This window comes from Klebsiella sp. KP20-425-1 (assembly GCF_025813515.1).
GTDB lineage: Bacteria > Pseudomonadota > Gammaproteobacteria > Enterobacterales > Enterobacteriaceae > Klebsiella > Klebsiella pneumoniae.
On record NZ_CP109614.1, the window covers coordinates 2,543,386 to 2,563,650 of the forward strand.

The following is a 20,265-nucleotide window of genomic DNA, read 5'->3' on the forward strand; positions in this document are numbered from 1 at the left end:
ACTGAATGGTAATGTTATTGTTTTTATAATATCAATAATATTTTAGTGGTTTTCTATCGTATTCATTTAAATTCTTTAATAATCAGTAAATTGAAAGCACGTGTGAAATTTACGTTGCCGCATTACGGACGGTACTATACCGTATAGTAGCCATGTATTTCACAGGGATAAATCATGCGTAACACAGATAATGGGGTGATTGGAAGCGACCAGACCGCGGTGATGGCCAGGCTGGCGCTGGATGAGTTAATTGACCAGCTTCTGCACAGCAACGCGCTGTCGCTGAAGCTGACGGCCAACCCGCTGGTGGCCGACAGAGCCTGGCATCTCACTGAGAATACTTGCATCCGCGCCTTCTCCGCTGACGATCCACAGGCCAAAAAGCGTGCGCACCACGCGCTGTTCATTCTCTATCAGTCCTGGCTTGCCGACCCGCTCTCGCCAGCGGCTGCCAATCAGTTTCATCCGCTGCTTTCCGGGATCAGAAATTACATCGAGTCTGAGTGGCTGCGGGCGGAAAGCAAACGCTTCCACCACCAGAGACCAATGCTTAACGCCGGCAATATCGTCGACGAACTGCGCGCCTTATGCCAGCAGCACCCGGCGTCTCATCATCCGCTGTTCGATTTCCTTGCCAGCGAGGCCTCTGCGGCGCAAATCGACTATTTCTTCAAAAGCGACAGCGCCCTCAATCTGCTTTTCTTCGATCTGGTGGCGATGGGGCTGGTGGGCTCGCTGCCGGAAACCCGCGCTGAGATTGCGCAAAATCTGTGGGATGAGATAGGCCAGGGCAGCACCGAGATCACCCACGTTAATCTGTATAAGGATTTACTGAAGCGGCGAAATATCGCCTTACCGGACAATCATTTTGCCCATTTGTACGAGTGGCAGGGGCTGGCCGGGTATAACGCCTTTATGCTGGGCGGCGTAAACCGTCAGCATTACTACAAATCGCTGGGCGTGATGGCGATGACCGAGCTGCTCGACCCGCCGCAGTATGAAAAACTGGTGGCGGGCTGTCGGCGGATTGGGCTTTCCGAGCGCGACGTGCATTACTATGCCGAACATATCACGGTCGACATCGGTCATGCGGATGGCTGGCTGAACAATGTGATTGTGCCGATTGGCAAAAAACATCCGGCGGCGATGGAGGAGGTCTTCTTTGGCGCCGCGCTGCGTCTGCAAACCTGCAACGATTACTATGATGGTCTGCTGGCGGCCCTGCAGTCGCTGGGCGGCAGCTTATCATCTCACAGCGTACCGCCTTCTGAGTAAATAAGCGCTTTGGCCGCGCTCCAGGCGGTCACCCCTGGCGGGATCTCCCGGCATTCGGCGGACTCGGCCTGCTGGGCGGCGATGGCGCCATCGATGAGCATCACCATCATCATGGCCACCCGCTCGGCAGGTTCCGGTTTTAACACCTGCAGAAGGATATCGCGGAAGAACTGCCAGAGGAGCGACTTAAATCGGGAGCATTGCTCCCGGATCGCCGGCGATGACGCGCCATATTCAAACAGCGCGCGGGTAAACATGCAGCCGTGGAACGTTTCGCAGGTAAACCAGCGATGGTAGTAGTCGAACACGGCGAACAGCTTTTCCCGTGCGCTGGCTTTATCCGCGGTGATCTGCGCCAAATCCTGCATAAATTCGCTCTCTTTCTGCTTGAGGATAGCCAGAATGAGCGCCTCTTTATCGGCGTAATAGCGGTAGAAGGTCATTTTGGAGATGCCAGCATGTTCAGCAATCCGCTCGATGCTGGGCGACTGATATCCTTCGCGATTAAACAGCGTGCTGGCGTGGCGGAGAATGTCCGCTTGTTTTGGCTTCATGCGTTTTCCTGTCGAATGGTTCGCTGTCACGATTGCCGGTGACACGGCCGTCCTGCGACAGCGGTGCATTATGCCGGATCTTGCCGCCAGACGGGCAAAAAGTAAATCAGCCGCGGTTTATGCGGCGTCGGTTCCCTCAATAAAAACAAGATTGCGTTGACATGCACAAGTCACCATACTTGTCTGCGATAAATCGCTTTGCATAAGTACGGAGGAGTCGCGTTAATAATCAGTATTCTGACCAGGAAATACCATCTTTCATAGTCAGCGATTGACTCAGGGCTTGCTTATGAAGCGCGATGACAACACCTGGAAAAATAAATAATTAACAAGGAATGGTTATGTACTACAAGAATGAAATTGTCCGTTATTTACAGGCTAACAATATTCTTGCGTTAAAACTCGAACATGCCGTAGCGGGAGCAGAAAAGGCCGTAGTAAACCAAATTGAAACCATAGGCGCAGGTGCAAAGCGTGCGCTTTATTATTCGTCCTGTTTTACCGATGAGTACCAGGATGTGTGCCTGCAACAAAAAACCGAAGACATACGATTTAAAAACGGTGTGATTTATCTCCTTAAACATGGGAATATTGCATACGATATGCTCAAGCTATATTTTGAGCAAATATTTAAAGACAAAACTTCAGAGGAACTGGAGCGTATAAAGCGAATACTTATGGCTGTTAACATTCATATTGCAGCAAGCTCACTGACCAACGCTGGATTTGCTTTGGCAACAGCCTCATTTGTCGCTACAGGTATAAACCTCAATCTTGAACTTAGTGCATTGGCTGGACGCCGGGCAGGGGGAGTGGTAGGCGCTATCGGAATATATGGTATTGTGCAGAAAGCAGCAGAGAGTGCGCATCGTCTTTGCGTTTCCGAACCTGTGTATTATTCGGTACTTTACGCACATGAGCTGGAAATGATGTACTTTCTGATAGAACCATTGTTTCTAAAATCTGAGGCGTTTACAGCACAACAGGCATCGAATGAGGGGATTGCAAACATCATTACCAGGATGATCCGATAGCTATGATGAATCTTATTAAAAGATTGCTGCGAAGAATATTCAGATCGTTAATTTCATATTATGGCCCTGCTGTATTGACAATCCTCTTCGCCATGGCACAAGGGCTCTTTTTTCCAGAGACGCCTCTCTGGCTTGTTCCCCTGTTTTTCGTATTTGTAATTGTAATGTTTTATCGATTTGTAAAATTTTGACATTAAAAACTTAACTTTATATTAAATTTATAAGGAAATAATATGTCTACACCCGCACACTTATGGCTGGAAGATGAAAATGGTTCCCCAATTCTCGGCAGTTGTTTGATGCCACTGCGCATGGGTTCTATCGAGTTAAAATCCTTTTCTCATGGGATAACTATTCCGGTAGATCCAAACTGGGGAAAACTAACCGGTACGCGGATCCATCAACCTGTAACGATCGTAAAGGAGTTCGATCAAACAACACCGCTGTTGTACAGAGCAGTCTGCGAAGGCCGAACCATGAAGAAGGCGACAATCAAGATGTACCGCATTCTGGAAACAGGTATCGAAGCCGAATATTTCAATATCATTCTGGAAAACGTCAAATTTACCACGGTTGCACCATTTCTTTCTCCGGGTGGGATGAGTAGTACCCATCTCGAAACACTCGAATTGCGTTATGAAGCGATCACCTGGAAGTATACCGAAGGGAATATTATCTATCGTGACTCATGGAATGACCGGTGTTGCGCCTGAACTCCCAGCTGACCGATTACGATGAGATCTTAGCCTACGGCGATACGCCGGAAGATTTCGCCATGCTGGTGCTGGCCACCACCAAAATCTATCGCTGGAATGAGGCTCCGCCATCAGCCTGGCAGCGCCAGGCTGCGCAGGTTAAGATGGCCCTGCGATTGACCTCTGAGGAAGAAGAGTAAAGATAATGTTACCCCTGACCACGCCCCGGCTGCTGCTGCGCCGGTTCAGAACGGAAGATCTGCCGTCTTTCAGCCATTATCGCAATCTGCCGGAGGTGGCCCGCTTTCAGAGCTGGACCCACTACGGCATGACAGAGGCGACAGCCTTCTATGAACAACAGCGTTCGCAGGCCTTTGCTGAGGATGAGAGCTGGTTCCAGCTTGCCGTAGAGATTCAGGCCAACGGTGCGCTGGCGGGAGATGTGGGGATCCACTTCTTAGATCACGGCAGACAAGCCGAGCTGGGGATGACCTTTTCCCCGACGTATCAGCATCAGGGGTATGCCCGGGAAGCGATGCGGGCGGTGATGGCCTTACTCTTTGAGCAATTAGCCCATCACCGGCTGATGGCGGTGGTTGATACCCGCAATACCGGCGCGATCAAACTCCTGGAAGGGCTGGGCTTTCGTCGCGAGGCGCATTACCGGCAGAATATCTTTTTTAAAGGCGAGTGGGGCGATGAGTACCTGTACGCGCTGTTGCGCAGCGAATATCAGTGAAGTGACGGGCGAGCCGTCACTTCTGCCCGGCGGACGATTAGCTATGCTGGCGGATAAAGCGCGCGCGCCACGGTTTTAGCACCCACAGCGCGAGGGCGGCGGTGACAAAATCAAGGCCAATCGCGCAGCTGAAGACCACATGCCAGCCGTGAGTGTGCTGATAGAGAAGTGCCGCCAGCGGACCGCCAAAGATTGACCCGATGCCCTGCGAAATATACAGCCAGCCATAGTTGCTGGCGGCATGCTCGCTGCCGAACGTATCGGTGAGCGTCGACGGGAAGAGCGAGAAGATCTCCCCCCAGCCAAAGAACACCACCCCGGAGAGCAGGACAAACAGCAGCGGATCTTCCCGGCACGCCAGCCAGAGCATCATCGCTACCCCCTCCAGCGCAAAGGCGATAAACATGGTTTGCTCGCGGCCGAAGCGGTCGGAAATAAACCCAAACAGCGGCCGGGTTAAGCCGTTGGTAAAGCGGTCTATCGTTAACGCCAGCGGCAGCGCCGCCATGCCAAACACCACCGCCTGGCTAATGCCGAAATCCTCGGCGAACACCGCCATCTGCGAAGTGACCATCAGCCCGGAAGTCGACATCATCGCCATCATGACGAACATCAGCCAGAACAGCGGCTGGCGCAGCATTTCCCGGGAAGTAAACGATCTGCTGCTCTGCGCCACCGTCTGACTGACGGGCTGGGAGACAGCGGGCGGCGGCAGCTTCAGCCCCTGACTGGCGAGGAAGCCGACGAGGGCGAAAAGGATCCCGAAAGTCGTCATCGTATGTTCAAGGCCGTTAGTGGTCAGCGACAGGGAGATGGGGAAGGTGGTTATGATGGCCCCCATCCCGTAGCCCGCCGCCACCGCGCCGGCGGCAAATCCCCGCTGCTGTGGGAACCATTTGACCATCAGGCCGACAACGCCGATGTAGACGATCCCGGTCCCGAGGCCGCCCATGCAGCCATAAACCAGCCAGAGCGTTGCCAGGCCATTCACCTGCGCGGAAAGCACCCAGCTCATTCCCGCCATCACCGTGCCAATAGCGATCAGCCGCCGTGGGCCAAATTTTTCCACTAACCGCCCCTGAAAAGGGGAAAAGAAGGTCTGCAGGATGATCAGTAGCGAGAAGGTGACCTGCAATTCTGGCAGACCGACGCCAAGTTTAGCGGCCAGGGGTTTTGTCAACAGCGTCCAGACATATTGCGGACTGGAGATGGCGGCCATACAGATCAGGCCCAGCACCAGCTGGCGCCACTTGCCATATTTCGGGGTAACCAACGGTTCGCTGAGTGTCGTCATGTTGTTCTCCGTTTTCAGTAAGCAGGCTTCCGTGAAACGCATCCACCCTGGATGCCTCACAGAAAGGGGAAGGTTGCGACCGCAGACTGGCGACCTGTTGTGGCCATATGGCATACGTTCTTGTCCACATTGCGGTATACAAGCGAAGAGCATTAAACGTGCCATATAAAATAATTTTTTATATTCAACTGGTTAATGTAATGAGGGCATGTCTGACGGGGGGCGGCATGGTGAATGTGCGGCACCAGGGCGGTGCAAATGAATTATCGCGGTGCGCTTTACCTGCTAACTGGCGTAGGAGACATCGTATATCCTGGACTGGCGCTAGACGGACTTCAGTGCAAAGCCGCCCAGGCGGGTCGAGGCTACGAAATCACCGCCTGGGGCGGCTGGCAAGATAAACGGGAAATGAGGCTGGCGGTTTACCCGCTTAGTAGCGAAAAAACGCTACTGTCCCGACTATTTTTTGCTTTATGAGCTGGGCATTTATTGTATGGACTCTCGCAGAGAGACATTCTTCCTGGTAGAAACCCTGGCTACCACACACAGATACTAGATAGGGGAAGCCTTATCGCCCTATATTAAACTCATGCCGCGGTACTGGCCCGGACTTTGAGCACTGACGGAATTTCAATGAACTTTTCACCAGGCTTATCGTTAAGCAGTTCGAGAAGGGCTTTACCGGCTTTCACCCCAATGTCATGCCAGGGAAACTCAACGGTTGTCAGGGCAGGGGAACAGACTGTCGATAACACTCCTCCGCCTAAACTCGCAATGGCTACGGTATTGGGCACCTTGATGCCGGCACTGTGGCAGGCCATCATACATCCACAGGCCATTTCATCCGACGTGCAAATTAACGCATCCAGATCGCCCCAGGTAATCATCATATCCTTGAATATATTGACGCCTGTGGCGATGGTGGATGGCAAATGCGTGGTTACCACCCGGTGCGGGGAGCGGTTCAGAGCGAGCATCGCCGTATTCCAACCGCTCAGCAACTGGCGAAACATTGTGTTATTAGCCGGGGTACAGAGCAGTGCGATGTTTTTTAATGAGGCGTCGGCCAGATGAGTCACGATCTGTTTTACGGCTTTACCGTAATCCACGCCGATGCACATACCCACGGGGTGGGTATTTAGCGCGCCAATTTCCAGAATAGGAACATCCACGTTGGCCAGCAACTGGGTGCAGCTCTCAATGGTATCGATATTGAACTGAATAATGGCCGCCGGGTTATAGGCGAGCATTTTTTCAAACGTCTTTTGTTCACTTTGACCGTCATGCCCGGATTCCATAAACATCATGGTATATCCGCGTTCGGTCAGCACTTTTTGCAGCGCTTCAGAGACCGGCAAAAAACCCGGCGAAGAGAAGGTGGGAACGACGGCGAGAATAAGATCGGAATGGACCGACGCCAGATTACGTGCCTGCAGATTAGGGACATAGCCGAGTTGACTGACGGCCGCATCGATGCGATCGCGAAGCTCAGGATTCACTTTTTCAGGCATTCTCAGCGCTCGCGAGACGGTCATGGCGCTCACACCGACAAACTCAGCCACCTCGGTCAGGGTTATCTTACCCGTTCCTTTACGTCGTTTTTCTTTCGGGCTACCGTCCGCGTCTAAACTCTTCACCAAAATCACCAACCGTTTGAAAAATAAAATATAACGAAAGTATATCTGCGAATCGCATTATAACTTACCACAGCGAGGGGGAAAGCACATTATAGCCAGTGTTAGCGGTAACTCACTTTTTAACATTTTTCTTTGTTAGCGCTAACTTTGGGAGGTGTATCACAGTTGCATTTTATTTAGCTGTTTATAGTGCAGCACATAGACCCCCTCGGGAGAGCATATGATCAGAGACTGGTTAACCCCGGATAAAATTAAAGTCATTAACTCAATAGATAGCTGGGAAAATGCCGTTCGACTTGCAGCAGAACCCTTGCTGATGCAAGGGTATATAGCCGGGTCGTATATTGAGGCGATTTTGCAAAGCCATAAAGAACTTGGGCCCTATTACGTATTAGCTCCCGGCTTGGCGATGCCTCATGCCCGTCCTGAACAGGGGGTGTTAAGAAATGGATTATCGCTTCTTCATATTAAAGAAGGGGTGTCGTTCGGCTCGACAGAGAACGATCCGGTATACGTGGTAATCATGCTATGCGCTCGTTCCGGAAATGAACATATCACGATGATTGGTGAACTGGCTGAAATCTTTAGCGATCAGCAAAAGTTACACCGATTGTTAAATGCCGATGATAGCAAGGCGATTCAGGCCGTTATTGACTGAAGGAAAACAGAATGAAAAAAGTGCTTATCGTGTGCGGTAATGGTTTGGGCAGCAGCTTCATCGTTGAAATGAATGTCAAAAAGATCCTTGCCGAAATGAATAAAGAAGCTGAAGTCGCACATACCGACCTGACGTCGGCAAAAAGCGAAACTGCCGATCTTATTCTCAGCGCTAAAGACATTGCAGAACATCTTAGCAGTCACTCTGCAAAGGTCGTTGGATTAAGTAATTTACTTGATAACAATAAAATTAAAGAAATTTTAGCAGAAAACATTTAAGCAACGGCTATCTGATTCGTGGAGTTTAACATGCTTCATTTTCTTATTTATGATGTGCTAGGAACACCGGCGATACTGGTTGGTTTATTTTCACTGATCGGTCTGCTGTTGCAAAAAAAAGGAATTTCAGACGTTATTTCAGGCACGCTGAAAACCATCATGGGTTTTGTCATATTGACCGCCGGCGCCGGTATTATAGCCTATACGTTAACCATCTTTAGCCAGTTATTTGAGCATTCTTTCCATATTCAGGGCGTGGTGCCCAACACTGATGCCATGGCCGCTCTGGCGCAGAAGAATTACGGCACGGAAACCGCCACCATTATGGTATTGGGCATGCTGATCAATATCGCCCTGGCGCGTCTAACGCCATTAAAGTACATCTTTCTGACCGGACATCATACGCTTTATATGGCTGCGATGCTGGCGGTTATCCTGTCTGTAGGGGGCTTGTCAGGGGGATGGGTGGTGGCCATCGGGGCGGTTATTCTCGGTGCGATGATGGTCATCTCCCCGGCTATCTTGCAGCCGTTTACCCGTAAAATTACCAATACCGACGATCTGGCTCTCGGCCATTTTGGCTCTATTGGTTATCTGCTTTCCGCGCTGGTGGGCAAAGTCGTCGGGAAAGGTAGCCCCTCGATTGAAGAAATTAAAGTGCCTAAGTCACTCAATTTTCTTCGCGACTCGTCGGTGGCCATCTCTCTCACTATGATGATTCTGTTCCTGGTGTTGGTGGTCGTCGCGGGCAAAACCTTTGTCGAGGAGACACTGAGTGCCGGTCAGAATTTTATTATCTTTGCCATTATTCAGTCCCTCACGTTTGCTGCGGGGGTTTATATCATCCTCGCCGGTGTGCGTATGGTGATTGCCGAAATTGTGCCAGCGTTTAAAGGTATTGCAGACAAATTAGTGAAAGATGCGAAGCCGGCGCTCGACTGCCCGACGGTGTTTCCCTTTGCTCCCAATGCCGTCATCGTCGGGTTTCTCGCAAGCTTTGTCGCGGGCCTGGTCAGCATGTTTCTCTGCCCGCTGTTCGGCTTGAGCGTCATCGTCCCGGGCCTGGTTCCCCACTTTTTCTGCGGGGCCACAGCGGGGGTTTACGGCAACATTACCGGCGGACGTCGCGGGGCGGTGGTAGGGGCTTTTGCTCACGGTCTGCTCATTTCGTTCCTGCCTGCCATTCTCTTGCCCATGATGGGGGATATGGGACTGGGCTCCACAACCTTTGGAGACGCAGACTTTGGCGTTGTCGGCATCGTGCTGGGTCATATCATCGCAATGTTTAACTAACTATTTATCGGAGGTGGTTTATGAGCGCTAAATTTTCACCGTCACTGATGTGCATGGATTTAACGCAGTTCAAAGAGCAGATCACGGCAATGAATAAAAAAGCGGATTTTTACCATGTTGATATAATGGATGGCAATTACGTCCGCAATATCACACTGTCTCCCTTTTTTATTGAGAATCTGAAAAAAATTACTACTGTGCCCATTGATGTTCATCTGATGGTGAATCATCCGGAAGATATCATTCCCATGTGTCTCGAGGCCGGCGCCGATATCATCAGCTTTCATCCCGAGACGGCGAATAACAAAATATTCCGCCTGCTGAATCAGATCAAGGATGCGGGCAAAAAGTGCGGGGTGGTGCTGAACCCAGCGACACCGGCAGAAAGCATTGCCGAATATGCGCATCTGCTGGATAAAGTGACGGTCATGTCGGTTGACCCTGGCTATGCCGGACAAAAGTTTATTCCTGAGTCGCTGAACAAGATTAGAAAGCTCATCAACATGCGCAAAAATAATGGCTATCACTATCTGACGGAAATTGATGGCTCTTGCAATGAGAAAACCTTCGGTCAGATTGCTGAATCCGGGGTAGATGTCTTTATCGTCGGCACATCGGGTCTGTTTTCGCTCCATGAGGATGTCAGCCAGGCGTGGGACAGAATGATCGAGATCTTCCAGCGGGAAACTGTCGCTGCATAACGGTTATTTCTCTTCGAACCACAGTGTGTATTTGAATAAGCCTTAAAAGATCTGCATCACGCCAGCGATGCTGGTTTGTTATTTAACGACTACTCTATATGAATGCGGGTGAATCATGGATATTTCGACAGTGCTTAATGTTAAAAACATCAAGTTAAATATGACCGCCAGAACCAAAGAAGAGGTGATAGAAGAACTCACCGATTTACTTATCCAGGATGGCGCCGTCACCAATAAGGAAGACTTTATTCGTGATGTCTGGTTACGCGAGGAGCTAGGCTCTACCGGCTTTGAAAACCATATCGCTATTCCACATGGTAAATCTTCCGGTGTTTCCCGTACCGCATTAGCCATCGGACGCACGCAACATGCCATTCCCTGGGAGACCATGGATGGCAGCGACGTCCGCTGTGTTATTTTATTTGCGGTTTGCCTGGTGGATCAAAATGCCACCCATATTCGCCTGTTGGCACAAGTGTCTGGGTCACTGGCGGATGAAGACATTATCGCTAAATTACTTGTTGAATCTGATCCACATAAAATCATTGCGCTTTTCAATTCAGAAACAGAAAACGCCGATGCTTAATACCAACTTGCTAATATCGATTGGTAATTTATTAAATTAATTAACGGAGAAACATTATGAATATTGTCGGCGTTACCGCCTGCACGGTGGGGATTGCACATACCTATATTGCGCAAAAGAAAATTGAAACTGCGGCTAAAAAAGCCGGACATAACGTTAAAATCGAGACGCAAGGAACCATCGGCATTGAGAACCCGTTAACCGCTGATGAGATTGCCGCAGCAGATATTGTCCTGCTTGCTGCCGATGTCAAAGTAACGGGCGAGGAGAGATTTGCCGGCAAGAAAGTCGTTAAAGTCGCGACGGAAACGGCAGTCAAATCCCCCAATAAGTTGATTGAAAAACTCAGTGAACTAGTCAATTCATAATTTTATTTCGGCCTGGCGACTCTACATTAAAGGGCGTGACTTATGTCTCTAAAACAAATATGGCAAGCAGCAAACCCTAAAGGACATCTGCTGACCGCTATCTCGTTTCTGATCCCCATTGTCTGTGGCTCTGGGTTTATTATCGCCATCGGCATGGGGCTTGGCGGAACGGTGCAGGACACGTTAACTCCGGGACAATTTGATGTATGGCAGGCGATGGCCACCCTAGGCGCCAAGGCGCTTGGGCTGTTGCCGGTGGTGATTGCCGTGGGAATATCTGGCTCGATCGCCGGCAAACCAGGCATCGCGCCAGGATTTGTCGTCGGGCTGGCGGCGAATACCATAAGCGCAGGCTTTATCGGTGGGATGATTGGTGGCTATATTGCGGGGTATATTGCGCTGGCGATCATTAAAAACGTCAAGGTGCCTGACTGGGCCCGCGGGTTGATGCCGACGCTGATCGTTCCCTTTTTTGCCTCCATTATCAGCTGCCTGATTATGGTCTATATCATCGGTACGCCTATCGGTATCTTTACGGAAGCGCTTACGTCTTTCCTGAGAAGCATGGGCACGTCGTCGAATTTGGTGTTAGGCGCAGTCATAGGCGCATTGTGTATTGTTGATTTTGGCGGCCCGCTGAATAAGACATGCTTTGCTTTCGTGCTGACCCTGCAGGCGCAGGGGATAAATGAACCCATTACCGCACTTCAGTTAGTTAACACCGCTACGCCTATCGGATTTGGCCTGGCTTTCTTTATTGCCAAACTGCTGCGTAAAAATATCTATAACCGTGAAGAAGTGGAAACCTTAAAATCAGCGGTTCCGATGGGGATTGTGAATATCGTTGAGGGTTCTATCCCGATCGTCATGAATGATATTGTGCGCGGTATCGCGGCGGCGGCTATCGGCGGCGCGTGCGGCGGGGCGGTCACCATGGTCTATGGTGCGGATGCGACGGTTCCTTTTGGCGGAGTACTGATGATCCCCACAATGTCACATCCGATGGCAGGCATCATGGCCCTGCTGGTGAATATCGTTGTTACCGCCACGGTCTATGCTGTCATCAAAAAAGATATCCCTCGCGACGTGATTGTTGATAATGATTACGAAGAAGAGGATATCGACCTGGATGATATTAAAGTGAGCTAACGTATCCCAGGGTTATTTTAAATCAACATTAAGCTCTTCCTGTAAGAACATCAGCCCATGACTAAGCATTACTTAGTCATGGGCTACTCTTTGCATCTGTCATCCCCGAAGAAAAATGGAGCAGGGTAAGCAGAAGATCAGGGGAAATAATTTGTTGCAAAAATGTGAACCCTTCAGTAGCCTTGTCTCTTTCGGAGACAGGAAATGCTCGTCACTGATTCACTTCTTGCATACACCCTCGCTGCCACACTGCTTACTCTTACACCAGGTCTCGATACCGCGCTCATCCTGCGCACGGCGACCGCTGAAGGTGGACGCAAAGCCTTGCATGCCGCGTTAGGCATTGATCTCGGATGCTTTATTTGGGGCGCCGTGGTGGCCTTTGGCTTAGGGGCGCTGCTGGCGGTTTCTGAGTTTGCTTATACCTTGTTGAAATGGTGCGGAGCGGGCTACCTTTGCTGGCTGGGCATCCAGTTGCTCCTGCGACCACGCCAGCAATTTAACACCCACCCGGCCGAATCAGATTCCACGAGTAACTGGTTCCTGCGTGGGATGCTGGGGAATGTGCTTAACCCCAAAATGGGCGTCTTCTACGTTTCGTTTTTGCCCCAGTTTATCCCTGCCGGGCATTCACCGATCAGCTGGACCTTTCTCCTGGTCACCATCCATGTATTGATTGGTACGCTGTGGTCGTTAACGCTGATTACCGCCACTCGCTATGCCGCAGGCATCCTGAAAAAACCAGCCGTAGTGAAATGGATGGATCGGACGACCGGCTGCCTGTTTCTGTTATTCGCTGCGAAGCTGGCCATGAGCCGGCGGTAATCTCCGGTTTCGCCCTCCCGGGGGGCAATGCCCGCTTTCATCCGGTGTCGCCTTGCCGGAATACAGACTTTCCTGCCATACCATGGCAAATTTCCTGCACTTTGACGCTCATTGATTATACTTTGATGGCAGCTTGTGCTGCCTCAAGCAGTTGTCGCGATGGTGGATATCAAAACCAATATCCCGAACATTGGGTCAACGGGGCCGAGGAACATGTGTTCATGTAACAGTCGTGGAGGTATGGAAAGATGGGATTATTAAATTTTGTGAAAGAAGCGGGCGAGAAAATATGGGATGCCGTCTCCGGCGACAGTAAAGAAGATCGGGCCGATAAGCTGAAAAAACATATCGATGGACTTAATCTGCCTGGCGCCGAAAAGGTCAATATTGATGTTGCGGAAGATGGCACCGCAACGGTCACTGGTGATGTCGCTTCGCAGGAGGATAAGGAAAAAATTCTGGTTGCGGTCGGGAATGTCACTGGCGTAGGCCAGGTCAGTGACGGCGTTAAGGTGACGCAAAGCGGGGCGGAAAGTCGTTTTTACACGGTCAAATCCGGTGACACTCTGAGCGCAATCTCAAAAGCGATGTATGGCTCGGCCAATGAGTATCAACGCATTTTTGAAGCCAATAAACCGATGCTGACCCATCCCGACAAAATCTATCCGGGTCAGGTGCTGATTATCCCGGCGAAGTAGGCCACTCAGCAGCAACATCAGTGATGGCAGGAATACTTGCTTTATACCGCTGTCGGAAGCCGCCGCGGACATCTATTCCTCTATCAACGGCAAAAGAGCCAGCAAGCTGGCTCTTTGTTCCCCCGGGTTCAGGCGCTTACTGTGCGTCAGCCAGTGCCAGTCGGGCCTCTTCCTGCTCGGTGATTTTACGCTGTTGCTCAAGTTCCAGCGCGCCGCGATGAGAGAGGTAGCAGAAGAGTATGCAGCAGACGATCCCGCCCATCAGCAGATAGAACCCGCCGTGCCAGCCCATTTTATCGACCATTACGCCGAACAGGCTGGTGCCTAACGATGCGCCAAAGATATAGCTCATAAATCCGCGCAGACCCACGGCTGAACCGACGGCAAAGCTGGGGACGATTTCCATGGTCTGGACCGAGGCCAGAAACTGCGGGACATAAATAAGGCAGCCCACAATCGCCGCGAATACTGTGACCATCAGCAGAGATTCGCTTTTCCAGTAGCCAATCAGACAGATGAAGATTAGCGTCATACAGATTATAGCTAACGGCATCCGGCGCCCTTTAAACAGCTTGTCGGAGAGCCAGCCGGCCAGCAGAGTAGACGGAATTGCCGCCCACTCAAAAAACAGGAATGCGACGCTCATTTGTTCTTTGGAAAAATGTTTCACCGTCAGCAGGTAAATTGGCAGCCAGCTGATCATGCCGAAACGCACCATATAGACAAACACATCCACAAAGGAGACATACCAGGCATTTTTGTTACGCAGTACGTAGGTACAGAAGATCTGAAATGCGCTCATGTGCTCCGGCGCTTTCTGGCCGTGTTTGGTCTTCAGCACCACTTTCTCTTCCGGCATCATCTCTGCCAGCGAAGGCAGACCTTCCTCGCGCGGCGAACCCTTACCCAGCACCAGTACGCTAATGGCGAATACCACCGCCACGCAGGCCGGTACAATGTAGCTGGCGCTCTGCCAGTGCTCGGTGCCGAGAATGGCGAATGCGGCGCCGACGATCGGGGCGACAATTCCGCCGCCGACGTTATGGGAAATGTTCCAGAACGCCCCTACGCGGCCACGCTCACGGCGCGGGAACCAGTTCGCAATAGTAATAAAAGAGGGGCCGACCCCCATACCCTGAAACAGGCCGTTCAGGACAACCAGCGCAGCGAAGACCCAGAATGCGGTACTGAATCCTAACCCGACGTTGACGATGGCGCACAGCACCAGGCCACAGGCCATAAAGACTTTCGGGCTGGCTTTATCCGCGAGGCTGCTCATTACGCCTTTACTGATCCCGTAGGCGATGAGCATACAGCTGCTGAGCAAACCGATCTGCGTGGCGCTGAGGTCTAACTGTTCTTTCAGATAGGGCGTGGATAAGGTGAAGTTATTGCGCACGATATAGTACGCCAGGTATCCCAGAAATACGCTTAGCAGCGCCTGCATACGGTATCGACCATAGGTTGCCTGAATTTTCTCAGCAGGAACTTTATTCGCCGACGGGCCTTTTTTTAATAATGATAACATGTCGTCACCTGTATTTATATTGATATGAACATCAGGAGTAATTACCCCGAAGGGTGAAATAAGCGGCTAAAAAATTCAAATCGTCGAAATGAGTCAAAATTGACTCAAAATAATGCAGGGACGGGTTGTTTTTGACCCATCTGGCATGAGCGAGATTTTGCGCAATTAATTTTGCGCTGGTTTTATGTCCGGCTTGTGCGGACACTAACAAATTGCCTAATCATTATCTGGTAATCTTTCCCGATATTCCCGGACGCCCGTTTGACTATTTTTCCGCTCGCGGCGATTAATTCACCAGATGTCATAAACGGGTAAGTTTTGTCTCAACGCGGTTTTTACGATATTTCAATATTTATGAACGGGATCACAAACATATTTCTTCGTGGGGTCGGGATAATGAGCAAAATGTTCGCGCTGCTGCTGCTGAGCGCATGGCTGAGACCCTGTGCGGCGCAAGGCAATGAGCTGGTGATGGCGACGACATTTTCTCCCAGCGCCACCGTGTGGATTATCGATCGCTGGCAGAAAGAGCCGGGGTCGGTGATGATAAGGACGCTCAACCGCACCAGCGCCTCGCTGGAACAGTTGCTTGATACGGCAAATGCCGAAAATGTCGATCTGATCCTGACTTCGTCGCCGATGCTGCTGCAGCATCTTCAGGAGCATCAAAAACTGGCGCCGTTCAGCGGTGCGCCGGCAGTCAGCCAACATCTGGTGCCGGAATCCATTCGCTCCACCTCCGTGGCCGTGGCGATCTCCGGGTTCGGTTTGCTGATGAATCGCTCAGCGCTGATGACCCGGCATCTGCCTGCGCCAGCGGACTGGGATGACCTGACCGATCCCCGTTATCAGGGGGCGCTGCTGATGAGCAGTCCGTCGCGTTCGGATACCAACCATCTGATGGTGGAGTCGCTGCTGCAACAAAAAGGCTGGATTAAAGGATGGGAAACGCTGTTGACGACGGCGGGAAAACTCGTGACCATTTCATCCCGTAGCTTTGGGGTGGCAGATAAGATTAAAAGCGGCCTGGGCGTGGCTGGTCCGGTGATTGATAATTACGCCAATCTGCTACTGAACGATCCGCACCTGGCTTTTACCTATTTCCCCCAGTCGGCGGTTTCGCCGACCTATGTCGCAGTGCTTAAAAACAGCCAGCACGCCAGCGAAGCGCGGCGGTTTATTCGCTATCTGTTAAGTCCGGAGGGCCAGACGATCCTCGCCGACGCTAATACCGGGAAGTATCCGGTAACACCGCTGGCGCCAGGCAATCCACGGGCGGCGCAGCAGGCGATGCTGATGAATCAACCGCCATTAAACTATCGATTGATCCTCAAACGTCAGCGTTTGGTTCAGCGGATGTTTGATACGGCGATTAGCTTTCGTCTTGCTCAGCTCAAAGACGCCTGGCGAGCGCTGCATAGCGCGGAGGTCCGTCTTAAGCGTCCGCTACCCGAGATACGGGCGCTGCTCACCCGTGTCCCGGTGGATCCGGCCAGCAGCGAGGATGAAGCCTGGCTGGCTCAGTTCGACAACAAAAGTTTTGCGGAACAGCAGATGATGGAGTGGCAGCTCTGGTTTCTCAACAACCAGCGGCAGGCGATTACTAAACTGGAAGAACTGAAATGACGGACAGGTCCATGCTGCAACGCCTGCGGCAAATCAGTATCAGTAGCAGTCTGCGCGGGGCATTTCTGACGGGGGCGCTGCTTACGCTGATTGTCAGCAGCGTAAGCCTCTATTCCTGGCATGAACAAAGTTCGCAGATCCGCTATTCGCTGGATGAGTATTTTCCGCGCATCCATGCGGCGTTTCTGATTGAAGGGAATCTCAACCTGGTGGTCGATCAGCTCAATGAATTTCTGCTGGCGCCAAATACCACGGTACGACTGCAGCTGCGCAACCAGATTATCCAGCATCTGGACAAAATAGAACGGCTAAGTCAGGGGTTGTCGCCGGCAGAACGCCAGCAGTTGGGGGTGATATTGCAGGACAGCCGCGCGCTGCTGGCGGAACTGGATCGCGTGCTCTACAACATGTTTCTGGTTCGTGAAAAGGTGGGAGAGCTTGCGGCGCGGATCGACTGGCTGCACGATGATTTCACCACCGAGCTGAATTCGCTGGTGCAGGATTTTACCTGGCAACAGGGAACGCTGCTCGATCAGATTGAAGCCCGACAGGGGGATGCGAGGCAGTATCTGAAACGCGCCCGGGAAGTGCAGAACGAACAGCAGCAGGTCTATACCCTGGCTCGTATTGAAAATCAGATCGTTGACGACCTGCGCGACAGGCTCAATGAACTGAAATCCGGGAATGATGACGGCATGCTGGTGGAGACGCATATCCGCTATCTTGAAAACCTGAAAAAAACGGCGGATGAAAATATCCGTGCGCTGGATGACTGGCCGAGCACCATTACCCTGCGACAAACGATTGATGAGCTGCTGGAAATTGGCATGGTGAAAAATAATATGCCGGATACCATGCGCGACTATGTTAGCGCGCAAAAAGCGCTCGTGGAAGCCAGCCGGTCCAGAGAAGCGACGCTGGGGCGCTTCAGAACGCTGCTGGAAGCCCAGCTTGGCAGCAGTCACCAGCAGATGCAGATGTTTAATCAGCGTATGGCGCAGATTGTCCGGGTCAGCGGCGGGTTAATCCTGGTGGCGACGTTGCTGGCGCTGCTGCTGGCATGGGGGCTAAACCATTATTTTATTCGCTCGCGGCTGGTGAAACGCTTTACCGCGCTGAATCAGGCGGTGGTGCAGATTGGTCTGGGCCGGACCGAGGCGACCATTCCGGTTTACGGGCGCGACGAGCTGGGACGTATTGCCGGTTTGCTTCGTCATACCCTGGGTCAGCTTAATGCGCAAAAACAGCAGCTGGAACAGGAGATTGGCGAGCGAAAAGCGATTGAGGCCGATCTGCGCGCCACGCAGGACGAGCTGATCCAGACCGCTAAACTGGCGGTGGTGGGGCAGACGATGACCACCCTGGCGCATGAGATTAATCAGCCGCTGAACGCGCTGTCGATGTATCTTTTTACGGCGGGAAGGGCGATCGAACAGGGACAGGCGGAGCAGGCGCGGACGACGTTAAGCAAAGCAGAAGGGCTGATCAACCGCATTGACGCGATTATCCGCTCCCTGCGCCAGTTTACCCGCCGCGCAGAACTGGAAACGCCGCTGCATCCGGTCGATTTGCGTCAGACGTTTACCGTGGCGTGGGAACTGCTGGCGATGCGTCATAAGCCTCAGCAGGGGACGCTGGTGATACCGGATGACACTGTCTGGATCCAGGGGGACGAAGTGCGCGTCCATCAGGTGCTGGTGAACGTGCTGTCCAATGCCCTCGACGCCTGCCCGCACGCCGCGCAAATCACCGTGAGCTGGCAAATCCAGGGCGGAAGGCTGTGCGTGTTGATTGCCGATAACGGCCCTGGCTGGCCTGCGGCCTTACTCCCTTCGCTGTTAAAGCCGTTCACTACCAGTAAAACCGTGGGGCTCGGAATAGGGCTTTCGATATGTGTTTCGCTGATGACGCAAATGGAAGGGGCGTTGCGTCTGGCGTCGACGTTTACACGCAGTGCCTGCGTGGTGCTGGAATTCAATTTGACGGATGTAAAAGATGTTGAGTAATAACTGTTCGATTCTGCTGATTGACGATGATGCCGATGTGCTGGATGCCTATACGCAGCTGCTTGAGCAAGCGGGGTATCATGTCAGTGCCTGTAATAATCCGTTTGATGCGCGGGAGCAGGTGCCGAAGGACTGGCCCGGCATCGTTTTAAGCGATGTCTGCATGCCCGGCTGCTCCGGTATCGATTTAATGACGTTGTTTCATCAGGATGACGATCTGCTGCCGATTCTGCTTATCACCGGTCACGGCGATGTGCCGATGGCGGTGGAGGCGGTGAAAAAAGGGGCCTGGGATTTCCTGCAAAAGCCGATCGATCCGGGCAAACTGCTCACGCTGGTGGACGCCGCGCTGCGTCAGAGGCAATCGGTTATCGCCCGTCGCCAGTATTGTCAGCAAAAATTACAGGTTGAGCTTATTGGCCGCAGCCAATGGACGGTTCGGTATCGCCAGCGCCTTCAGCAGCTGGCAGAAACGGATATTGCGGTATGGCTTTACGGCGAGCCGGGAACCGGCCGCATGACCGGCGCGCGTTACCTGCACCAGTTAGGACGGCACGCTGAAGGTCCGTTTATCGCCTGCGAGCTGACTCCGGCTAACGCCCATACGCTTAATGAACTGATCGCCCAGGCCCAGGGCGGGACGCTGGTCTTAAGTCACCCCGAGCATCTGACTCACGAGCAACAGCATCAGCTGGTACAGCTGCAGAGTCATGAGAAGCGGCCTTTTCGCCTGATTGGTATCGGTAGCGCTTCGCTGGTGGAGTTGGCCGCCAGCAGCCAGATAGTGGCGGAACTCTATTACTGCTTCGCGATGACGCAAATTGGCTGCCAGCCTCTGTCAAAGCGACCTGATGATATCGAGCCGCTGTTTCATCACTATTTGCAAAAAACCTGTCAACGGCTGAATCATCCCGTCCCGGAGGTGGATGCTGGTCTGTTGAAGGGGATGATGCGCCGGGTGTGGCCAAATAACGTTCGCGAACTGGCGAACGCCGCCGAGCTGTTTGCAGTAGGGGTATTACCACTCGCAGAAACGGTTAATCCGCTGATGCACATCGGCGAGCCGACGCCGCTGGATCAGCGGGTTGAGGACGTCGAACGGCAGATCATCACCGAAGCGCTGAATATCCACCAGGGACGTATTAATGAGGTGGCGGAGTATCTGCTGATACCGCGTAAAAAACTTTATCTCAGAATGAAGAAGTATGGTCTGAATAAAGATCACTACAAAGGGGTTTAGGGCATCTTGTCAGACGATGGTTGAAAATTATGAGGACAGATACAGATTATAAATGCCTTCAAGTCAGCAGAGGCGATTTAT

Annotated in this window: 23 protein-coding genes; 19 read left to right on the forward strand and 4 right to left on the reverse strand. The window is 52.0% G+C overall.

Annotated elements, in window-relative coordinates; translation table 11 throughout:
* The first annotated feature begins 174 nt into the window (after positions 1 to 174).
* Positions 175 to 1,275: an iron-containing redox enzyme family protein gene (locus OHJ17_RS12515; RefSeq protein WP_004148409.1), complete on the forward strand. Its 1,101-nt coding sequence runs from the start codon at positions 175 to 177 to the stop codon at positions 1,273 to 1,275.
* Here the strand turns inward: OHJ17_RS12515 and OHJ17_RS12520 are convergent.
* Positions 1,251 to 1,829: a TetR/AcrR family transcriptional regulator gene (locus OHJ17_RS12520; RefSeq protein WP_004199932.1), complete on the reverse strand. Its 579-nt coding sequence runs from the start codon at positions 1,827 to 1,829 to the stop codon at positions 1,251 to 1,253. The two genes, OHJ17_RS12515 and OHJ17_RS12520, sit on opposite strands and share 25 nt — an antisense overlap.
* A gap of 341 nt (positions 1,830 to 2,170) precedes the next feature.
* On the opposite strand from OHJ17_RS12520, the gene OHJ17_RS12525 reads away from it, so the two are divergent.
* The 5 genes from OHJ17_RS12525 to OHJ17_RS12545 are packed head-to-tail and all read left to right on the forward strand — an operon-like array spanning position 2,171 to position 4,297.
* Positions 2,171 to 2,863 carry a hypothetical protein gene (locus OHJ17_RS12525; protein ID WP_023287656.1) on the forward strand — a complete coding sequence of 231 codons (693 nt, stop codon included), beginning with the start codon at positions 2,171 to 2,173 and terminating at the stop codon, positions 2,861 to 2,863.
* Positions 2,864 to 2,865: 2 nt separating this feature from the next.
* Entirely contained in the window at positions 2,866 to 3,054 is a 189-nt protein-coding gene (locus tag OHJ17_RS12530) for a hypothetical protein (protein ID WP_032411087.1), read from the forward strand.
* A gap of 42 nt (positions 3,055 to 3,096) precedes the next feature.
* Positions 3,097 to 3,576 carry an Hcp family type VI secretion system effector gene (locus OHJ17_RS12535; RefSeq protein ID WP_004176130.1) on the forward strand — a complete coding sequence of 160 codons (480 nt, stop codon included), beginning with the start codon at positions 3,097 to 3,099 and terminating at the stop codon, positions 3,574 to 3,576.
* Entirely contained in the window at positions 3,564 to 3,758 is a 195-nt protein-coding gene (locus OHJ17_RS12540) for a hypothetical protein (RefSeq protein WP_023287655.1), read from the forward strand. Before OHJ17_RS12535 ends, OHJ17_RS12540 begins: the two co-directional genes overlap by 13 nt.
* Positions 3,759 to 3,763: 5 nt before the next feature.
* Positions 3,764 to 4,297 carry a GNAT family N-acetyltransferase gene (locus OHJ17_RS12545; protein WP_023287654.1) on the forward strand — a complete coding sequence of 178 codons (534 nt, stop codon included), beginning with the start codon at positions 3,764 to 3,766 and terminating at the stop codon, positions 4,295 to 4,297.
* Positions 4,298 to 4,334: 37 nt separating this feature from the next.
* Here the strand turns inward: OHJ17_RS12545 and oxlT are convergent, their stop codons facing one another.
* On the reverse strand, positions 4,335 to 5,633 hold the full coding sequence (oxlT, locus tag OHJ17_RS12550; protein ID WP_072196918.1) for an oxalate/formate MFS antiporter: 1,299 nt from the start codon (positions 5,631 to 5,633) through the stop codon (positions 4,335 to 4,337).
* A 216-nt stretch (positions 5,634 to 5,849) separates the two neighbouring features.
* Between oxlT and OHJ17_RS12555 the strand changes: the two genes are divergently transcribed.
* Positions 5,850 to 6,068: a hypothetical protein gene (locus OHJ17_RS12555; protein WP_020805169.1), complete on the forward strand. Its 219-nt coding sequence runs from the start codon at positions 5,850 to 5,852 to the stop codon at positions 6,066 to 6,068.
* Positions 6,069 to 6,178: 110 nt separating this feature from the next.
* Here OHJ17_RS12555 and OHJ17_RS12560 read toward each other — a convergent pair whose 3' ends face one another.
* Positions 6,179 to 7,231, reverse strand: coding sequence for a LacI family DNA-binding transcriptional regulator (locus OHJ17_RS12560; RefSeq protein WP_004151868.1), 1,053 nt, complete (start codon positions 7,229 to 7,231; stop codon positions 6,179 to 6,181).
* A 217-nt stretch (positions 7,232 to 7,448) separates the two neighbouring features.
* Between OHJ17_RS12560 and OHJ17_RS12565 the strand changes: the two genes are divergently transcribed.
* The 9 genes from OHJ17_RS12565 to lysM all read left to right on the forward strand — a co-directional run bounded on the left by OHJ17_RS12565 (position 7,449) and on the right by lysM (position 13,784).
* Positions 7,449 to 7,886 carry a PTS sugar transporter subunit IIA gene (locus OHJ17_RS12565; RefSeq protein WP_032433116.1) on the forward strand — a complete coding sequence of 146 codons (438 nt, stop codon included), beginning with the start codon at positions 7,449 to 7,451 and terminating at the stop codon, positions 7,884 to 7,886.
* Positions 7,887 to 7,897: 11 nt separating this feature from the next.
* A complete protein-coding gene (locus OHJ17_RS12570) occupies positions 7,898 to 8,164 on the forward strand; it encodes a PTS sugar transporter subunit IIB (protein ID WP_004176134.1) in 267 nt (88 codons plus the stop codon).
* A gap of 30 nt (positions 8,165 to 8,194) precedes the next feature.
* A complete protein-coding gene (locus tag OHJ17_RS12575) occupies positions 8,195 to 9,457 on the forward strand; it encodes a PTS ascorbate transporter subunit IIC (protein ID WP_012968204.1) in 1,263 nt (420 codons plus the stop codon).
* Positions 9,458 to 9,477: 20 nt separating this feature from the next.
* Positions 9,478 to 10,158, forward strand: a complete 681-nt coding sequence (alsE, locus tag OHJ17_RS12580) for a D-allulose 6-phosphate 3-epimerase (protein ID WP_004179925.1) — start codon at positions 9,478 to 9,480, stop codon at positions 10,156 to 10,158.
* Between the two features lie 115 nt (positions 10,159 to 10,273).
* Positions 10,274 to 10,744, forward strand: a complete 471-nt coding sequence (locus OHJ17_RS12585) for a PTS sugar transporter subunit IIA (protein WP_002905131.1) — start codon at positions 10,274 to 10,276, stop codon at positions 10,742 to 10,744.
* A 56-nt stretch (positions 10,745 to 10,800) separates the two neighbouring features.
* Positions 10,801 to 11,112 (forward strand): PTS fructose transporter subunit IIB, encoded by a 312-nt coding sequence (locus OHJ17_RS12590; protein WP_020316888.1) that lies wholly within the window; start codon positions 10,801 to 10,803, stop codon positions 11,110 to 11,112.
* 42 nt (positions 11,113 to 11,154) lie between these two features.
* Positions 11,155 to 12,261, forward strand: coding sequence for a PTS fructose transporter subunit IIC (locus tag OHJ17_RS12595; protein WP_004176140.1), 1,107 nt, complete (start codon positions 11,155 to 11,157; stop codon positions 12,259 to 12,261).
* A 204-nt stretch (positions 12,262 to 12,465) separates the two neighbouring features.
* Positions 12,466 to 13,086: a LysE family translocator gene (locus OHJ17_RS12600; protein ID WP_032433115.1), complete on the forward strand. Its 621-nt coding sequence runs from the start codon at positions 12,466 to 12,468 to the stop codon at positions 13,084 to 13,086.
* A 248-nt stretch (positions 13,087 to 13,334) separates the two neighbouring features.
* Positions 13,335 to 13,784 (forward strand): peptidoglycan-binding protein LysM, encoded by a 450-nt coding sequence (gene lysM, locus OHJ17_RS12605; protein WP_004184091.1) that lies wholly within the window; start codon positions 13,335 to 13,337, stop codon positions 13,782 to 13,784.
* A 136-nt stretch (positions 13,785 to 13,920) separates the two neighbouring features.
* On the opposite strand, the gene pgtP is transcribed toward lysM, so the two are convergent.
* Positions 13,921 to 15,312: a phosphoglycerate transporter PgtP gene (gene pgtP / locus OHJ17_RS12610; RefSeq protein WP_023300977.1), complete on the reverse strand. Its 1,392-nt coding sequence runs from the start codon at positions 15,310 to 15,312 to the stop codon at positions 13,921 to 13,923.
* Between the two features lie 405 nt (positions 15,313 to 15,717).
* Here pgtP and pgtC point away from each other — a divergent pair, with 405 nt between their 5' ends.
* The 3 genes from pgtC to pgtA are packed head-to-tail and all read left to right on the forward strand — an operon-like array spanning position 15,718 to position 20,184.
* Positions 15,718 to 16,938, forward strand: a complete 1,221-nt coding sequence (pgtC, locus tag OHJ17_RS12615; RefSeq protein ID WP_032433114.1) for a phosphoglycerate transport regulator PgtC — start codon at positions 15,718 to 15,720, stop codon at positions 16,936 to 16,938.
* An 11-nt stretch (positions 16,939 to 16,949) separates the two neighbouring features.
* On the forward strand, positions 16,950 to 18,944 hold the full coding sequence (gene pgtB, locus OHJ17_RS12620; RefSeq protein WP_004176164.1) for a two-component system sensor histidine kinase PgtB: 1,995 nt from the start codon (positions 16,950 to 16,952) through the stop codon (positions 18,942 to 18,944).
* Positions 18,934 to 20,184 (forward strand): two-component system response regulator PgtA, encoded by a 1,251-nt coding sequence (pgtA, locus tag OHJ17_RS12625; protein WP_040175745.1) that lies wholly within the window; start codon positions 18,934 to 18,936, stop codon positions 20,182 to 20,184. Before pgtB ends, pgtA begins: the two co-directional genes overlap by 11 nt.
* The last annotated feature ends 81 nt before the right edge of the window (positions 20,185 to 20,265 follow it).

What these genes read in the sequence shown, in the direction of transcription:
- OHJ17_RS12595 (WP_004176140.1), top strand. Translation starts at nt 11,155, where the DNA reads ATGTCTCTAAAACAAATATGGCAAGCAGCAAACCCTAAAGGACATCTG.
- pgtA (WP_040175745.1), top strand. Translation starts at nt 18,934, where the DNA reads ATGTTGAGTAATAACTGTTCGATTCTGCTGATTGACGATGATGCCGAT.
- OHJ17_RS12545 (WP_023287654.1), top strand. Translation starts at nt 3,764, where the DNA reads ATGTTACCCCTGACCACGCCCCGGCTGCTGCTGCGCCGGTTCAGAACG.
- lysM (WP_004184091.1), top strand. Translation starts at nt 13,335, where the DNA reads ATGGGATTATTAAATTTTGTGAAAGAAGCGGGCGAGAAAATATGGGAT.
- OHJ17_RS12570 (WP_004176134.1), top strand. Translation starts at nt 7,898, where the DNA reads ATGAAAAAAGTGCTTATCGTGTGCGGTAATGGTTTGGGCAGCAGCTTC.
- OHJ17_RS12565 (WP_032433116.1), top strand. Translation starts at nt 7,449, where the DNA reads ATGATCAGAGACTGGTTAACCCCGGATAAAATTAAAGTCATTAACTCA.
- OHJ17_RS12600 (WP_032433115.1), top strand. Translation starts at nt 12,466, where the DNA reads ATGCTCGTCACTGATTCACTTCTTGCATACACCCTCGCTGCCACACTG.
- OHJ17_RS12535 (WP_004176130.1), top strand. Translation starts at nt 3,097, where the DNA reads ATGTCTACACCCGCACACTTATGGCTGGAAGATGAAAATGGTTCCCCA.
- OHJ17_RS12515 (WP_004148409.1), top strand. Translation starts at nt 175, where the DNA reads ATGCGTAACACAGATAATGGGGTGATTGGAAGCGACCAGACCGCGGTG.
- OHJ17_RS12590 (WP_020316888.1), top strand. Translation starts at nt 10,801, where the DNA reads ATGAATATTGTCGGCGTTACCGCCTGCACGGTGGGGATTGCACATACC.
- oxlT (WP_072196918.1), bottom strand. Translation starts at nt 5,633, where the DNA reads ATGCGTTTCACGGAAGCCTGCTTACTGAAAACGGAGAACAACATGACG.
- OHJ17_RS12555 (WP_020805169.1), top strand. Translation starts at nt 5,850, where the DNA reads ATGAATTATCGCGGTGCGCTTTACCTGCTAACTGGCGTAGGAGACATC.
- OHJ17_RS12530 (WP_032411087.1), top strand. Translation starts at nt 2,866, where the DNA reads ATGATGAATCTTATTAAAAGATTGCTGCGAAGAATATTCAGATCGTTA.
- OHJ17_RS12525 (WP_023287656.1), top strand. Translation starts at nt 2,171, where the DNA reads ATGTACTACAAGAATGAAATTGTCCGTTATTTACAGGCTAACAATATT.
- OHJ17_RS12575 (WP_012968204.1), top strand. Translation starts at nt 8,195, where the DNA reads ATGCTTCATTTTCTTATTTATGATGTGCTAGGAACACCGGCGATACTG.
- pgtB (WP_004176164.1), top strand. Translation starts at nt 16,950, where the DNA reads ATGCTGCAACGCCTGCGGCAAATCAGTATCAGTAGCAGTCTGCGCGGG.
- OHJ17_RS12585 (WP_002905131.1), top strand. Translation starts at nt 10,274, where the DNA reads ATGGATATTTCGACAGTGCTTAATGTTAAAAACATCAAGTTAAATATG.
- OHJ17_RS12520 (WP_004199932.1), bottom strand. Translation starts at nt 1,829, where the DNA reads ATGAAGCCAAAACAAGCGGACATTCTCCGCCACGCCAGCACGCTGTTT.
- alsE (WP_004179925.1), top strand. Translation starts at nt 9,478, where the DNA reads ATGAGCGCTAAATTTTCACCGTCACTGATGTGCATGGATTTAACGCAG.
- pgtP (WP_023300977.1), bottom strand. Translation starts at nt 15,312, where the DNA reads ATGTTATCATTATTAAAAAAAGGCCCGTCGGCGAATAAAGTTCCTGCT.
- pgtC (WP_032433114.1), top strand. Translation starts at nt 15,718, where the DNA reads ATGTTCGCGCTGCTGCTGCTGAGCGCATGGCTGAGACCCTGTGCGGCG.